The organism is Actinomycetospora sp. C-140, assembly GCF_054796175.1.
Map to the genome: position 1 here is coordinate 45,651 of NZ_JBTWNF010000018.1, position 15,701 is coordinate 61,351.

10 protein-coding genes are annotated in these 15,701 nt (G+C 75.9%); 7 read left to right on the forward strand and 3 right to left on the reverse strand.

Annotated features, from left to right (window positions below; all coding sequences use genetic code 11):
• Nucleotides 1-46 precede the first annotated feature (46 nt).
• The gene (gene pcrA / locus ACR9E3_RS25445) at nt 47-2,560 is read left to right on the forward strand and encodes a DNA helicase PcrA (protein WP_460383488.1); all 2,514 of its coding nucleotides are present in this window, start codon (nt 47-49) and stop codon (nt 2,558-2,560) included.
• A gap of 524 nt (nt 2,561-3,084) precedes the next feature.
• On the opposite strand, the gene ACR9E3_RS25450 is transcribed toward pcrA, so the two are convergent.
• Both ACR9E3_RS25450 and ACR9E3_RS25455 read right to left on the reverse strand, forming a co-directional pair.
• Nucleotides 3,085-4,311, reverse strand: coding sequence for a M23 family metallopeptidase (locus ACR9E3_RS25450; protein ID WP_460383489.1), 1,227 nt, complete (start codon nt 4,309-4,311; stop codon nt 3,085-3,087).
• 303 nt (nt 4,312-4,614) lie between these two features.
• On the reverse strand, nt 4,615-5,565 hold the full coding sequence (locus tag ACR9E3_RS25455; RefSeq protein ID WP_460383490.1) for an esterase/lipase family protein: 951 nt from the start codon (nt 5,563-5,565) through the stop codon (nt 4,615-4,617).
• 303 nt (nt 5,566-5,868) lie between these two features.
• On the opposite strand from ACR9E3_RS25455, the gene sucC reads away from it, so the two are divergent.
• The 6 genes from sucC to purH all read left to right on the forward strand — a co-directional run bounded on the left by sucC (nt 5,869) and on the right by purH (nt 13,723).
• Complete coding sequence (gene sucC, locus ACR9E3_RS25460) at nt 5,869-7,071, forward strand: ADP-forming succinate--CoA ligase subunit beta (RefSeq protein ID WP_460383491.1); 1,203 nt, start codon at nt 5,869-5,871, stop codon at nt 7,069-7,071.
• Between the two features lies 1 nt (nt 7,072).
• Nucleotides 7,073-7,957 carry a succinate--CoA ligase subunit alpha gene (sucD, locus tag ACR9E3_RS25465; RefSeq protein ID WP_460383492.1) on the forward strand — a complete coding sequence of 295 codons (885 nt, stop codon included), beginning with the start codon at nt 7,073-7,075 and terminating at the stop codon, nt 7,955-7,957.
• A gap of 65 nt (nt 7,958-8,022) precedes the next feature.
• Nucleotides 8,023-9,687, forward strand: coding sequence for a DUF5336 domain-containing protein (locus ACR9E3_RS25470; protein ID WP_460383493.1), 1,665 nt, complete (start codon nt 8,023-8,025; stop codon nt 9,685-9,687).
• Nucleotides 9,688-9,931: 244 nt separating this feature from the next.
• Entirely contained in the window at nt 9,932-11,443 is a 1,512-nt protein-coding gene (locus tag ACR9E3_RS25475) for a cell division protein PerM (protein ID WP_460383494.1), read from the forward strand.
• A 61-nt stretch (nt 11,444-11,504) separates the two neighbouring features.
• On the forward strand, nt 11,505-12,116 hold the full coding sequence (gene purN, locus ACR9E3_RS25480; RefSeq protein ID WP_460383594.1) for a phosphoribosylglycinamide formyltransferase: 612 nt from the start codon (nt 11,505-11,507) through the stop codon (nt 12,114-12,116).
• A complete protein-coding gene (gene purH, locus ACR9E3_RS25485; protein WP_460383495.1) occupies nt 12,113-13,723 on the forward strand; it encodes a bifunctional phosphoribosylaminoimidazolecarboxamide formyltransferase/IMP cyclohydrolase in 1,611 nt (536 codons plus the stop codon). Before purN ends, purH begins: the two co-directional genes overlap by 4 nt.
• Before the next feature lie 6 nt (nt 13,724-13,729).
• On the opposite strand, the gene ACR9E3_RS25490 is transcribed toward purH, so the two are convergent.
• Entirely contained in the window at nt 13,730-15,655 is a 1,926-nt protein-coding gene (locus ACR9E3_RS25490; RefSeq protein WP_460383496.1) for an acyl-CoA thioester hydrolase/BAAT C-terminal domain-containing protein, read from the reverse strand.
• Between the last annotated feature and the right edge of the window lie 46 nt (nt 15,656-15,701).

A 15,701-nucleotide genomic window follows, 5' to 3' on the forward strand; every position in this document is an offset into this window, starting at 1 on the left:
CGTTCCGTCGGGCGCTGTCGGAGGGCCCCGGTAGCGTGGGTCGGCGATGAGCACCGGTCCCGCCACCCGTCCCGCCGCGTCCGACCCCGGGCCGGACGCAGGGTCGGGCGCGCCGGTGCGCTCGGCCGCGTCCGCGCTCTCCCGCCGGCTCGCCACGGCCGCCGCGGGTGGGGGCGACGCCGCCGCGGGTGGTGCCGTGCGCCGCGGATCCGACAAGCCGGACCCGGCCGACGACCCCTTGCTCGAGGGCATGAACCCGCCGCAGCGCGAGGCGGTCATGCACACCGGGTCGCCGCTGCTGATCGTGGCCGGTGCCGGTTCGGGCAAGACGCGGGTGCTCACCCACCGGATCGCCTGGCAGATGCGCCACCAGGGCGTGTCCCCGGGCCAGGTCATGGCCATCACGTTCACCAACAAGGCGGCCGCCGAGATGCGCGAGCGCGTCGCCGCGCTGGTCGGGCGCCGGGCCAACGCGATGTGGGTGTCGACGTTCCACTCCATGTGCGTGCGCATCCTGCGCCGGGAGTACCGCCACCTCGAGCTCAGCTCGACGTTCTCGATCTACGACGCCGACGATTCCCGGCGCCTCGTCGCGTCGGTGGCCCGGGGGCTCGACCTCGACGCGAAGAAGTACTCGCCGCGCGGGCTGCTCGGGCGCATCTCGGCGTGGAAGAACGAGCTCGTCTCGCCGATCGAGGCCGCCGACGCCGCCACCACCGAGGCGGAGAAGCGCACCGCCGAGGTCTACACGATCTATCAGCAGCGGCTGCAGCAGTCCAACTCGCTGGACTTCGACGACCTCATCGGCCGCACGGTCGACCTGCTCACCCGCTTCCCCGACGTCGCGGAGTACTACCGGCGCCGGTTCCGGCACATCCTGGTCGACGAGTACCAGGACACCAACCACGCCCAGTACATGCTGGTCCGCGCCCTGGCGGCGGGCAGCGACGACGGTGCGGTGAAGCCCGCGGAGCTGTGCGTCGTCGGCGACGCCGACCAGTCGATCTACGCCTTCCGCGGCGCGACGATCCGCAACATCGTCGAGTTCGAGCGCGACTACCCCGAGGCGCGCACGATCCTGCTCGAGCAGAACTACCGCTCCACCCAGCGGATCCTCACCGCCGCCAACGCCGTCATCAGCCGCAACCCGGACCGTCGCGACAAGCGGCTGTGGACCGACGCGGGCGACGGCGAGCTGGTGGTCGGCTACGTCGCGGACAACGAGCACGACGAGGCCGCGTTCGTCGCCGCCGAGATCGACCGGCTGGTCGACGCGGGCGAGGTCCGCTTCGGCGAGGTCGCCGTCTTCTACCGCACCAACGGCCAGTCGCGGGTCTTCGAGGACGTGTTCATCCGCCTCGGGCTGCCGTACAAGATCGTCGGCGGCGTGCGCTTCTACGAGCGCCGCGAGGTCCGCGACGCCATGGCCTACCTCAAGGTGCTCTCGAACCCCGAGGACACCGTCTCACTGCGGCGCATCCTCAACGTGCCCAAGCGCGGCATCGGCGACCGCGCGGAGTCCGTCGTCGCCGACGCCGCCGACCGTGAGCGCATCACGTTCGCCGCCGCGCTGCGCCGGGCCGCCGCCGGCGAGGTGCACGGGCTGGCGACGCGCTCGCAGCGCAACATCGCCGACTTCGTCGAGATGATGGACGGACTCGCGTCGCTGGTGGCCGACGGCGTCACGGTCGACGAGGTGCTCGAGGCGATCCTCGACCGCTCGGGCTACCGCGCCGAGCTCGAGGGCTCGGAGGACCCGCAGGAGCAGTCGCGCCTGGAGAACCTCCAGGAGCTCGTCAGCGTCGCGCGCGAGTTCGTGCAGGACGCCCGCAACGCCGAGGGCCTCGAGGAGGGTGACGACGACACCCCCGCGCCGGGCACCGACGGGCAGACCGTGCCCGGCTCGCTCGAGGCGTTCCTCGAGCGCGTGTCGCTGGTGGCCGACGCCGACTCGATCCCCGACGGCGGCGACGGCGTCGTCACCCTCATGACGCTGCACACCGCCAAGGGCCTCGAGTTCCCGGTCGTGTTCGCCACCGGGTGGGAGGACGGTGTGTTCCCGCACTCGCGGGCCCTCGCCGACCCCGCCGAGCTCTCCGAGGAACGCCGGCTCGCCTACGTCGGCATCACCCGGGCGCAGCAGCGGCTCTACCTCTCGCGGGCGGTGATGCGCTCGGCGTACGGGCAGCCCCAGGCCAACCCGCCGTCGCGGTTCCTCGACGAGGTCCCCGGCGACGTGTGGGAGTGGCGCCGCGAGGAGCCCACCGCCGAGCGGTCCTCGCCGGTCGGGCGCACCCGCTTCGGCTCCGGGCGCTGGGCGAGCCCGGGCACCGACCTCTCCGGGCGCGCCTCCCGCCCGTCGCCCATGCGGCCGGACTGGAAGGAGGCGCCGACGATCTCGCTGGACGTCGGCGACCGCGTCAGCCACGACAAGTACGGCCTGGGCACCGTCACCTCGGTCGACGGCGTCGGCTCTCGCGCCACGGCCACCATCGACTTCGGCTCCGCGGGCACCGTGCGCCTCATGCTCATCGGCGGCGTGCCGCTCACGAAGCTGTAGCGCTTCCGGGCTCACGTGCGCCCGGTTCCGGGCGACTGTGCGCCGCGGTGGGCGAGCGGCACGTTCGGCAGCCCGGTGGGCGGTCGGATGCTGCGCACGGTGCCGCTCGTGGGTGCGCGGGCGGGGGCGCGGGGTGCGAGGGGCACGTTCGGCGGGTCGGCGAGATCGGTGGTCCTGCGCACGGTGCCGCTCGCGGGGTGGTGGGCGCGAGTCGCGGCTGCGCGAGGTCCCGCGCCGGGCCAGGCGCGCCCCGGTGCCGTGATCAGGAGCGCGCGGTGCACGTGCGGGGGCGCCTCGAGGTGGATGACGTGCTCGTGATCTCCGCGCCGAGCGGCTCGAGCCCGCGGCCCGCCGCCGAACGCCCGCACCGGGAGGTCCGAACGCGCACGTCCCCGCGACACGACCGGCGCGTTCGCTGCCCGGAAGCAGCGAGAGCGCCGTTCGTTCTCCGACGCCGGCCCCCGGATGCGACGAGGGCCCCGGAGCGCGCGCTCCGGGGCCCTGGCCGTCCTGCGGGGAGCGGACTAGTCCCTCGGTGATCCCAGCGAGATGCCGCGTTCCGCGAGCCACGGCAGCGGGTTGATCTTCTGGCCGCCCTCGGTCCACACCTCGAAGTGCAGGTGCGGGCCGGTGGACTGGCCGCGGTTGCCGATCTCGGCGATCTCCTCGCCCGCCCGGACCTGCTGGCCCTCGCGGACGTAGGAGCGGTTGACGTGGCCGTAGACGTTGATCGTGCCGTCGTCGAGCTGCACGCGGACCCACTGGCCGAAGCCGCTGGCCGGTCCGGACTCGATGACGGTGCCGTCGCCGACGGAGACGATCGGGGTGCCGATCGGGCCCGCGATGTCGACGCCGCGGTGCGACGAGCCCCAGCGGGCGCCGAACCCGGAGGTGAAGCGGCCCTCGGCTGGCTTGACGAAGTCGGGGCGGGCGGCCTCGGCGGCGGCCTGCGCGGCCGCGGCGGCACGCTCGCTGGCCTTGCTCAGCGAGGAGACCTGGCCGCTTTCGGCGGACGAGCCGGCGTCGGAGCGCGACGTCGACGAGCTGCCGGCGGCGGGAGCGGTCACGGGCAGGACGCCCGAGGTCGCCGCGTCGAGCCCCGTGGCCGAGGAGCCCGAGCCCGTGCCCGAGCCCGTGTCGGAACCGGTGTCGGCGCCGCGGTCGGCGGCCAGGGCGAGCTCGGCGGTGGTGGGCGCGTCGCCGAGGGCGTCGAACCCGGCGAGGCTGTGCCCGGCGGTCGCCAGCGCGCCGGCGGCGACCGCCGCCACCGCGAGGCGCCCGCGCAGCGGGGAGCCGCCGCGCTCGGTGGGCGGCGCGGGGCGCCGGCCACGACCGGTGTCCGGGTCCGGGCCGGACGGGCGGCGCTGCGGCGCGGGCCGGCGGTGCTCGCGGGGCAGCTCGCGCAGGGTGTCGTGGTGCTGCGGGACGGCGTGCGGGCCGGTCCGGGGCCCGGTCTGCGGGCCACGCCGCGGCGGCCGGGCGGGACCGGACGGCGCCGGTGCCGGCGGAGGGCCCGGGCGGACACCGACGGGGCGCGCGGGCAGGGGACCCGGGGCGCGATCGGGGCCGGTGACCAGGCCGGCGGCATCGCCTCCGCGGCGCCCGCCGCGGGCACCGAGGCCGGGGAGGCCCTCGGTGAAGCCGGAGAGATCCGGGAACCGCGGGCCCGACGGGCCACCCGCGAGCGCGGGCGTGAGACCGAAGGGACCGAAGAGGGGCGCGGACGGCGGGCGTGGGGAGCTGTTCGCCAAGACCATCCTTCCCGCTGTCGGGGCCGGTCCGGCGGCGGTGAGGGTGGGGAGCCCTTGCGGAACGTCGGGGTCGTTCCGTATGCCGTTCGTGACCTGGCCGTGATGAGGACGGCCGAAAGGTAGCCAGAAGGTCACGGGCCGGGCAAACGACTCGAGTCCCTCGAGCCGGTCGCTACGCCGTGCGTGCGGGCGTGCGCGCCGAGCGGTCGGCGCCGGGCGGAGACGTGGGTAGCGGAGCTCGACCACCGGATCGGGTGACAGGAGATCCCCCGGCCGGCCCTGACGGGACGGCTCACCGCGGTGTCAGCCCGCGAGCTCCCGCCGCCGTTCGCTGCCGCGGATGGGGCGCCGGGCCAGTAGCCGGCTCACGAGGTGGACGACCTCGGGGTCGATGGTCATCGACAGGTGCCCGACGTGCTCGAGCTCGATCTCGGTGACCTGCAGGTCCGGGTGCTGCAGCCGTGCCGCGGACTGCGGGATGATCAGCTGGTCCTGGCGGCTCCAGACGGCGAGGAAGCGGGTGCAGCACTCCGGTGCCGGCTCGTCGAGCTCCCGCAGCAGGTCCGAGTCCGGCTGCAGCTGCTGGGGCACGCGCGTCGGCGGCAGGCAGTGCGCGATGAGGGAGCCGCGGTGCGGCGTGCCGAGCGTGACGAGGGTGTCGACGCGGGCGTCGCCGCCGAGCCGCTGGACGTAGTAGCGCGCCATGAGGCCGCCCAGCGAGTGCCCGACGATGTGCACCCGGTCGGCGCCGGTGCTCGCGCACAGGCGCTCGACGTGGTGGCCGAGCTCCTGCGCGGCCAGCCGGATGTCGCCGGTGAACGCGGTCAGGACGCTGAAGTTCACCGCGTGCACGACGCCGAACCCGCGCTTGCGCAGGGCGCGCGCGAGCACCGTGAAGATCGAGCGGTTGTCCACGATGCCGTGCACGAGCAGGACCGGCGTCGTCGACGCGTCCATGTCGGAGACGACCAGGCTGCGCTGCGAGGGCGAGAGGTCCGCGGTGCGGTGGTGGGTGAAGGTCCCGGACGGGTTCAGTACCTCGTCGACCAGGCCCCAGGGGTAGAGCGACAGGTGCACGGCGGTGTACGCGACCTCGACGGCCAGTCCGCGGACGCCGGCCGGCACGCCGACGGTGCGCGCCGCGTACCCGAGGCCCCGCCACAGGGCGCCCGCGATCGCGGCGATCGGCTTCTCCGCCGTCCCGCCGTCGTCGTCCGGCGCCACTGCCGGTGACATGACGCCCGTCACGTCCATGGCGGGGACGTTAGGCCCTGTTCACTCGGATGTCCGACGATCCGTCCACCAGACCGATCAAGATCGGGCTGTCCAGGGCCCGGTCGGGCGTCCTCGTGAACGATCCAGAGGCGCACGACCCGGCCTTCTGTGTCCGGCGTCGCCCCCACGGCGGCCACCGGGGCCGCCGGGCGTGGATAGGGTCGCCGCGCATCCGTCGGGACGTGGGCGCTCGCCGTAGGAGGAGGGGCGCCGCGCGACCTCGCCCGGCCCGCGCCCGTCACCGGGCGAGTCGGCCGGGGAGTTGGTGAGGAGAGTTCACGAGTGGACCTGTACGAGTACCAGGCGAAGGATCTCTTCGCCGCCCACGGGGTGCCGGTGCTGCCCGGTCGCACCGTCGACACCGCCGCGGAGGCGGAGCGGGTCGCGCAGGAGATCGGTGGCCCGGTCGTCGTGAAGGCGCAGGTGAAGACGGGCGGCCGCGGCAAGGCCGGCGGCGTCAAGCTGGCGGAGACGCCGGCCGAGGCCAAGGAGAAGGCCGAGGCCATCCTCGGGCTCGACATCAAGGGCCACGTCGTCCACCGCGTGTTGGTGACCTCGGCCAGTGACATCGCGGAGGAGTACTACTTCTCCTTCCTCCTCGACCGGTCCAACCGCACCTTCCTGGCCATGTGCTCGGCCGAGGGCGGCATGGAGATCGAGGAGCTCGCCGTCGAGCGCCCCGAGGCGCTGGCCCGCGTGCCGATCGACCCCATCGCCGGCGTCGACCGCGCGAAGGCCGACGAGATCGTCAAGCAGGGCAAGCTCCCCGCCGAGGTGGCCGACCGGGCCGCCCAGGTGATCGTGGAGCTCTGGGACACCTTCGTCGGCGAGGACGCGACGCTGGTCGAGGTCAACCCGCTGGTGCGCGACCCGCAGGACCAGGTCATCGCCCTCGACGGCAAGGTCACCCTCGACGAGAACGCCGAGTTCCGCCACGAGGCGCACGCGCAGCTGGTCGACGAGAAGAGCCAGAACCCGCTGGAGGCCAAGGCCAAGGAGGCCGACCTCAACTACGTCAAGCTCGAGGGTGGCCAGGTCGGCATCATCGGCAACGGCGCGGGCCTGGTCATGTCGACGCTCGACGTCGTCGCCTACGCCGGTGAGCAGCACGGCGGCATGAAGCCGGCCAACTTCCTGGACATCGGCGGCGGCGCCTCGGCCGAGGTCATGGCCGCCGGCCTGGACGTCATCCTCGGCGACGGCGACGTGCGCAGCGTCTTCGTCAACGTCTTCGGCGGCATCACGGCCTGCGACGCGGTCGCCAACGGCATCGTGGAGGCCCTGAAGATCCTGGGTGACGACGCGACCAAGCCGCTCGTCGTCCGCCTGGACGGCAACAACGTCGACGAGGGGCGCCGCATCCTCGCCGAGGCGAACCACCCGCTGGTCACCGTGGTGGGCACGATGGACGACGCGGCCGCGAAGGCCGCCGAGCTTGCCGCAGCCTCCGGCGGAGCCGGCAATTCCACGAAGGCTGGTGCGTGAGATGTCGATCTTCCTCAACGAGAACAGCAAGGTCATCGTCCAGGGCCTCACCGGCTCGGAGGGCATGAAGCACGGCCGCAAGATGCTGGCCGCGGGCACGCAGCTCGTGGGCGGCGTCAACGCCCGCAAGGCCGGTACGAGCGTCGACGTCGACGGCACCTCGGTGCCGGTGTTCGGCGGCGTCGAGGAGGCCATGAAGGAGACCGGGGCGGACGTCTCGGTGCTCTTCGTGCCCCCGAAGTTCGCCAAGGACGCGGCCGTCGAGGCCATCGACGCCGGCATCGGGCTGGCCGTCGTGATCACCGAGGGCATCCCGGTACACGACTCCGCGTGGTTCTGGGCGCACGCCACCGCCAACGGCAACCGCACCCGGATCATCGGCCCGAACTGCCCCGGGATCATCTCGCCCGGCAAGTCGCTGGCGGGGATCATCCCGGCGAACATCTCGGGCCCCGGGAAGATGGGCCTGGTGTCGAAGTCCGGCACGCTGACGTACCAAATGATGTACGAGCTGCGGGACATCGGCTTCTCCACCGGCATCGGCATCGGCGGCGACCCGATCATCGGGACGACGCACATCGACGCCCTCGCGGCGTTCGAGGCCGACCCGGAGACCGAGGCCATCGTGATGATCGGTGAGATCGGCGGTGACGCCGAGGAGCGGGCCGCCGACTACGTCAAGGCCAACGTCACGAAGCCCGTCGTGGGTTACGTTGCTGGTTTCACGGCCCCCGAGGGCAAGACGATGGGCCACGCCGGCGCCATCGTCTCCGGCTCCGCGGGGACCGCGCAGGCCAAGAAGGAGGCGCTCGAGGCCGCCGGGGTGAAGGTCGGCAAGACGCCGACCGAGACCGCCGACCTCGCGCGTTCCCTGGTCAGCGGCTGACGCCGGGACCGACCCGTCGCTGACCGCCCGACCGCCGACGCCGCCGTCCCCGGGAGGACCCACTCATGAGCTCACCGACCCAGGGCCCGCCCCCGGGCGGCCCGTCCGGCCAGTGGCCGGGCCAGGCGTCCGGCGCCGGCGGCTGGGGCCAGCCGGGCCAGGGCTCCCAGGGCTCCCCGGGCTCCCCGGGGCAGGGCTCGCCGTACGGCGGCTCGCCCTACGGCGGGTCCTCCTGGGCCGGCGCCGGCCAGGGGCAGCAGCCCTACGGCGCGCCCGGTCAGGGCGGTCAGGGCGGTCAGGGCGGTCAGGGCGGCGGCTACGGCTCCCAGACCCAGGGCCAGGGCTGGGGTCAGCCGGCCCAGCAGGGATCGGGCCAGCAGGGCTGGGGCCCCGCGTCCGGCCAGGCCCCGACCGGCCAGACCGGGCCGTCCTCCCCGAACACCGGCGGCTTCCCCGCCGCGACCACGACGATCACCACGACGCCCGAGCAGGGCGGCGCCCCGGCCGGTGCGCCTGCCGGAGGGCCGCGCTCCGCCGGTGCCTCGGCCGCCGAGCGCGGTGTCGCGCTCGCCGCCGGTGTCCTGGCGCTGCTGGCGTACGTCCTGACGTTCTTCGGGTCAGCCGACCCCTCGGGTGTCGCGTCGGACCTCAGCGCGGCCTTCGGCTCGCTGTTCTACCTGCCGCTCGTGCTCGCCGGCGGGCTGCTCACCGCGGCCTCGCTGCTGCCGAAGGCCCCGCAGACGCTGGTCCCGGGCGCGGTCGTCGGGGTCACCGGGGCGCTGGCGATGCTGCCGCTGCTGGCCTACGCCGACGCGCTGCTCATCGTGCAGGTGGTGCTCGCGGTGCTGGCCGCGGCCGCCGCGGTCGTGGCCGCGCTCTTCGCGGCCGGCGTCATCGCGGCGCCGGCCGCCCGGCCCGCGAGGTCGGGCTTCGGGTCGCCCGGGGCCGTGCCGCCGGGTCAGGGCGCCCCGCCGCCCGGCGCGCCCGGTGCCCCGGGCGGGCCGTGGGGCGGCGCTCCGAGCGGGCCGCCGTCCGGCCCCGCGCCGACCCTGGCCGGCCAGCCGGCCTACGGCGCGCCGGGGTCGCCGACCGGCCCCGCGTCCGGTCAGTTCGCCGCGGCGCGCGGACCCGGCGGACCCGGTGGTCCCGGTGGTCCCGGCGGCCAGACCTCGGGGCCGCCCTCCGGCCCGTTCGGCGGGTACGGCCCGTCGTCCGGCTCCGGAACCCCGTCCGGGATCGGCGCCGACTCGGGCTCGGCCGCGACCACCCAGGTCGTGCCCGGTGCCACCGCCGCGGGCTCGGGCACCCCGTCGGACTCCGCCGCGCCCGGCAGCTCCGAGCGTGACGAGGCCGGGCCGGCCCCGTCCGATCCCGGCACCACCACCCCGAACGCGGGCTCGTCCGGGTTCGGCGGCTTCGGCACCTTCGGCTCGGGTGAGGGCGCCACCTCGGTGCACGGCACCTCCGCCGGCCCCGGGGGCACGAGCACGCCCCCGTCCGGGTCACCGCAGAGCGGCTCGTCGGGCGGCCCCTCGACGCCCGGCTACGGCATCCCCGGCTCCGGGTGGGGCGCGCCGTCGAACCCGTCCAACGGGCCCGTCGCCCCGCCGCCGACCACCGACCGCGAGCAGCGCGGCGCCCACGAGTCCGGTGAGGACCCCGGGCGTCCCCAGCAGCCCGGCGCGTCGGGCTCCGACGATCGCCGCGGCGAATGGGGCTCGCCGCGCTGAGCTGACCTGCTCGCCCCGAGCCGTGTCCTGCCGCGGCGTGCTGCGCGGCCGTCCCCGGACGAACGAACGGCGCTTTCGCTGCTTCCGAAGCAGCGAGCGCGTCGTTCGTTCCGGGCGAGGGCTCGCGACCGGCGGCCGACGCTGCACCGGACGGCCGCCCGGTGCCGCGTGACGTGCTCCCACCGCCGGTCCGCGCGCGGCGTGGCGGCCCGGTCCGGCGCCTGGGGTTTGACAGGGTCGGGCCGTGACCGTGCCGACGAGCGACGCCCCGCGGCGGGGCCGGCGCGCCGCCGTCGACGGTCGCGGCGACGTGGACCCCTCCGGCACGACGCGGACCCCGCAGGCCACCACCCCGGGCTGGCTGCCGGTCCTCGCGCGGGTGGCGCTCCTGCCGCCGGCGATCTGCTACGGCGTCGCCGTGGTGCTCGCCGGCGTGATCGCCGCGCTCGCGTCCGGGACGACGCCCGGCGGTGAGCCCGGTCTCGGTCAGGCGCTGGCGGTCGGGATCCCGCTCTGGCTGGTCGCCCACCTCGTGCCCCTGCAGGTGACCGGCGTGCCCCTCGGGGTGCTGCCCCTGGCGCCCGCCGCGCTGCTGGCGACGCTGATCGCGACCGTGGCCCGCGGCGCCGTCACCCGGACGGGCCCGCGGCCCGGGCACGGCGTCCTGGTGCCCGTCGTGGCGACCGCGGCCGCCGCCCACGCCGTGATCGGCGTCCTCGCGGCCGCGCTGCTCACCCCCGAGACCGTCGTCGACGCGTCTCCCGGGCTCGCGGGCGTCACCTGCGGGATCCTCGCCGGCCTCGCCGCGCTGGCCGGTGTCGCTCGGCCGTGCGGTCTGCGCCTCCTGCCCGCACGCGTGCCCGGCTGGGCGCGCGCGGGGCTGCGCGGCGGCCTGCTCGGCGCCGTCGCGCTGCTGACGGCCGGGACGGGCCTGCTGCTCGCGGGCTTCGTGGCCGACGCCGCGTCGGTCCGGGACGTCTTCGCCGACGTCGCGCCCGAGGCGGGCAGCGGCGCGGGACTGGCCCTGCTGACCCTCGCCTACCTGCCGAACGCCGTCGTCGCGGCCGCCGCCTGGCTCGTCGGCCCCGGGGTGTCGATCGGGCTGGCGTCGGCGACGCCGGCGACGATCACCTCGGGGCTCCTGCCGCCGATCCCGCTCGCCGCTCTGCTGCCGCAGAGCACGCCGCCGACGTGGGCCGGGCTGGCGTTCGCCGTCCCGCTCGCCGTCGGCAGCATCGTCGGCTGGCGCCTCGCCCCGACCGCACCGGACGCCGCGTCCCGCGTGCGCGCGACCGTCACCGCCGCCGCCGCCGCGGCCCTGCTCGTCGGCCTCGCGGCGACGCTGTCGGGTGGCCGGCTCGGGGCCGGCCCGTTCGACCCGGTGTCGCTGTCGGCCGGGCTCGTCACGGTCGCCGTCCTCGGGTGGATCGTGGTGCCCGGCCTGGTCGTCGCCCTGCTCGCGGTGCCCCTCGGCACCTCCGGCGCCCAGCCGGCGCGCCGCTCCTCGACCGGGCGCGCGGCCCCGGCGCCGCGGGCCGGTGCGGTCGCCGAGGAGTCGCGCGCCGCGCAGGAGCCCGCCGCCGACGCCGAGACGGAGGACGGGGAGGACGCGGAGGACGCGGAGCTCGGCGAGGACGCCCCGGAGGGCTCCGACGACGCCACCGACGACGCCACCGACGCCGCCACCGGGCCCGACGATGTGGTGGTCGACTCCCCGGACGAGGGCGTCCGCCCAGGTGGTGACGGGCGCGGCTAGCCTGGAGGGGTCGTCCACGACCGGTTCGGGAGCAGCGCTGACCACCACCGAGCAGCACCGGCTGACCCTGCCCGTGCCCGCCCGCGTCGCCGTCCTGGCCTCCGGCTCGGGGAGCCTGTTGCAGGCGCTGCTGGACGCCGGCGAGGACTTCCCGGCGCGGATCGTCACCGTCGTGTCCGACCGCGCCGGGGTGGGCGCGCTGGACCGCGCGGCGGCCGCGGGCGTCCCGACGGTGGTCGTGCGGCCCACCGACCACGCCGACCGGTCCGCCTGGGACGTCGCGCTGGCCGACGCCGTCGACGCGGCGGAGCCCGACCTCGTGGTGTCGGCGGGGTTCGCCCGCCTGCTCGGCGCGGCGTTCCTGGCGCGCTACGGCGGCCGCACGATCAACACCCACCCCGCCCTGCTCCCCGCGTTCCCCGGGGCGCACCCGGTGCGCGACACCGTCGCCTACGGGGTGAAGGTCACCGGGGCGACGGTGCACCTGGTCGACGCCGGGGTGGACACCGGGCCGGTGCTGGCGCAGGAGGCCGTCGCCGTCGAGCCCGACGACACCGAGGACACGCTGCACGAGCGCATCAAGGTGGTGGAACGCCGGATGCTCGTCGCGACCGTGGCCGCGCTGGCCCGCCACGGCGCCACCGTCACCGGACGAGGAGTGAGGATGCCATGACCTCTGGGACTGCCACCGAGGCCACGACCGCCACCGGGGCCGAGGGCCGGCGCCCCGTCCGCCGCGCACTGGTCAGCGTGTTCGACAAGGCGGGCCTGCTCGACCTCGCGACCGGGCTGCACGCGGCGGGCGTCGAGGTCGTCTCCACCGGCTCGACCGCCGCGCGGATCCAGGACGCCGGGGTCCCCGTGACACGGGTCGAGGAGGTCACCGGGTTCCCGGAGTGCCTCGACGGGCGGGTCAAGACGCTGCACCCGCGCGTGCACGCCGGGCTGCTCGCCGACATGCGCCTGCCCACGCACGCCGAGGCGCTCGAGTCGCTGGACATCGCGCCGTTCGACCTGCTCGTGGTGAACCTCTACCCGTTCACCCAGACCGTCGCGTCGGGGGCCGCGCCCGACGACTGCGTCGAGCAGATCGACATCGGCGGCCCGGCGATGATCCGCGCGGCGGCCAAGAACCACGAGTCCGTCGCCGTCGTGACCGACCCGACCCGGTACGCGTGGGTGCTCGAGCAGGCCCAGCAGGGCGGGGTCACGCTGGCCGACCGGCGCGGCCTGGCCGCCGAGGCGTTCCGGCACACGGCGTCGTACGACGTGGCCGTCGCGTCGTGGATGGGCAACGTGCTCGCCCCCGACGCCGAGCCGGGGTCGCCGTTCCCGGGCTGGGTCGGCACCACGGCCCGGCGCCGCGCGGTGCTGCGCTACGGCGAGAACCCGCACCAGGCCGCCGCGCTCTACGGCGACCCGGAGGTCACCAGCGGCATCGCCGGCGCGACCCAGCTGCACGGCAAGGAGATGTCGTACAACAACTACGTCGACACCGACGCCGCCTGGCGCGCCGCGCACGACCACGACCGCGTCTGCGTGGCCGTCATCAAGCACGCCAACCCGTGCGGGATCGCGGTGGCGACCGGCGGCGACGACGTCGCCGCGGTCCACCGCAAGGCCCACGCCTGCGACCCGACCAGCGCGTTCGGCGGGGTCATCGCCGCGAACGCCGAGGTCAGCGTGGCGATGGCGGAGACCGTCTCCGAGATCTTCACCGAGGTGATCGTGGCGCCGTCCTACGCCGACGGCGCCGTGGACGTCCTGTCCCGCAAGAAGAACATCCGCGTGCTGACCGCCACCTGGGCGCCGTCGCCGGCCGAGCAGCGTCCGATCTCCGGGGGCCTGCTGCTCCAGCAGCGCGATGCCGTCGACGCCCCCGGCGACGACCCGGCGTCGTGGACCCTGGCCTGCGGCGAGCCGGCCTCCGAGGCCGTGCTCGCCGACCTCGCCTTCGCCTGGCGCGCCTGCCGCGCGGTGAAGTCGAACGCGATCCTGCTCGCCCACGACGGGGCGACGGTCGGCGTCGGCATGGGGCAGGTCAACCGCGTCGACGCCGCCCGGCTCGCGGTCAGCAGGGCCGGCGACCGCGTCGCGGGCTCCGTGGCCGCCTCCGACGCCTTCTTCCCGTTCCCGGACGGGTTCGAGGTCCTCGCCGAGGCCGGTGTCGCCGCCGTCGTGCAGCCCGGCGGGTCGGTGCGCGACGAGCAGACGGTCGAGGCGGCGCAGCGGGCCGGCGTCACGATGTACCTCACCGGGACGCGTCACTTCGCGCACTAGCGGTGCTCAGGCGGGGGCCGCCGCCGTGAGCCGGGCCAGGAACGCGGGGACCCGGTCGGTCAGGTCCCGCTGGGCCGCGGCCTGCCCGGCGCGCGTCCCGCCGAAGGCGATGCCGCCGTGCCACGGGGCGTCGGTGGGCAGCACGCCGAGGCGCAGGAGGTGGCCGGCCTCCGGGTAGCGCAGGTGCTGGTCGTCGGGGCGGCCGCGACGGGCGAGCAGCACGTCGGCCATGGGACCGGAGGGCCACAGCTGGTCGTCGGCACCCGAGACGCACAGGATCGGGCACGCGACGTGCTCGGACGGGACGACCGCGGCGTCGCCGCCGCGCGCGAGACCGGCCTCGTAGGCGGGCCGCAGCCGCAGCAGCGAGGGCCGGTGCGCGGCGACGTCGCGGTGCACCGACCAGTCGTTGCGGATCAGCTGACGCATGAGCACCCCGGTGGGCAGCGGCTGCCACGGCACCGGCGCGCCCGCGTGGGTCCAGGACGCCGTGTCGGGCACCTCGCCGTCGCCGCCGACCGCCTGCCAGGTGACGGCGCTGGGGCTGACGAGCACGAGGGCGGCGAGGCGCGGGCCCAGCCCCGCGGCGACCGCGGCCAGCAGCCCCTCCGAGCCCCGCGACACGGCCATGGCGGCGAGCCGCGCGGGGTCGACCGCCTCGTGGTGGGTGAGGACGCCGAGAGCGGTCGCGAAGCGCTCGAGCGGCACCTCCGCGATGGCCTTCGCCGCGACCGCCTCGTCGACCCAGGGTGCGGCGAGGGCGACGAAGCCGCGGGAGGCGAGGAGGGCGGCGTGGGCGACCTGCGAGTCCGAGCCGCCCTCGGAGCCGCCGAAGCACGCGACGGCCGGCAGGCCCGTCCCGCCGCCGGGCGGGACCGCCAGGGTGCCGCGCATCCCGCCGACGTCGACCGACGTCAGCGCCACCCCGGCCGCCGCCGCGCGCCGGGTCACGGTGCGGCGGGCCGAGCGGGTCCCGGCCCGCGCCGTCACCGTCACCCGCCACGGCTCGGCGGGCGCGACGAACAGGTCCGGTGTGGTGCCGGCGGCGGTGAAGCGCATCGCCCAGAGCGGGGCGTCGGGGTCCGCGGCGTCCCAGTCGCCGGCGGTGGGGTCGGCGATCGCGACGTCGAGGACGTCGGTCGCCGCGAACGTGGCCGTGGCGCGCCAGGCGCGACCGGAGAGGTCGGTGCCCCGCGCGGTGAGCTCCACCTCCTGCTGCGCGCCGCGCACCACGACACCGAAGGGCTCGTCGTGACGGGAGTCCGCCGGGGCGTCGATCGCCAGCCCGGCGGCCTCGTCGGGGTCCGGGGCGGGCTGCGCGACGGCGGCGGGGTCGTCGGCGCTGCGCCGGTCGACCTGGGCGGAGCGGGCGGCGAACCACGGCGGGAACGCGCCCGAGATCACGCCGCCGATCCCCATGAGGGCGAACGGGGCGACCCAGTAGCAGAGGATGGAGAGGGTGTCGTCGGCGTCGAGCAGGGTGGCGTCGCCGTCGACGACCGGCGGGATCGCCGACAGCAGTGTCATGCCGGCGAACAGGCCCGCCCACAGCCAGGTCATCGCGGTCGTGATCGTCCGGAAGCCGTCGGTGCGGGCGGTGACGGCGTCGACCGACGCCGTGGCGTAGTCGAGGACGAACGGGCGCCGCACCGCGAGGCCGGCCAGCACGATGAGCAGGAGCCCGGCGTTGCCCAGCGGCTGGATCCAGCGCTCCAGGACCGCGTCGGGCACGACGAAGGCGACGACCGCGAGCACGACGAACACCGCGAGGCTGCCGACGTCGAGCGTCTTCGGGGGTTCGCGGCGGATCCGCCCGATGACCAGCGAGAGCAGCGCGACCGCGGCCGCGACGAGGATCGCGACCCGGAACGGGGCGTTCCCGACGAGGACCCAGTAGACGATCCACGGGAGGAAGCCGAGGACGTAGCCCATCGGGGCATCCTGGCCGGTGGCGGGCCCTCCCGCGGGGATCTGTCGT

Coding starts and splice junctions, on each gene's coding strand:
- pcrA (WP_460383488.1), top strand. CDS start 47: ATGAGCACCGGTCCCGCCACCCGTCCCGCCGCGTCCGACCCCGGGCCG.
- ACR9E3_RS25455 (WP_460383490.1), bottom strand. CDS start 5,565: ATGGACGTGACGGGCGTCATGTCACCGGCAGTGGCGCCGGACGACGAC.
- sucD (WP_460383492.1), top strand. CDS start 7,073: ATGTCGATCTTCCTCAACGAGAACAGCAAGGTCATCGTCCAGGGCCTC.
- ACR9E3_RS25470 (WP_460383493.1), top strand. CDS start 8,023: ATGAGCTCACCGACCCAGGGCCCGCCCCCGGGCGGCCCGTCCGGCCAG.
- purH (WP_460383495.1), top strand. CDS start 12,113: ATGACCTCTGGGACTGCCACCGAGGCCACGACCGCCACCGGGGCCGAG.
- ACR9E3_RS25490 (WP_460383496.1), bottom strand. CDS start 15,655: ATGGGCTACGTCCTCGGCTTCCTCCCGTGGATCGTCTACTGGGTCCTC.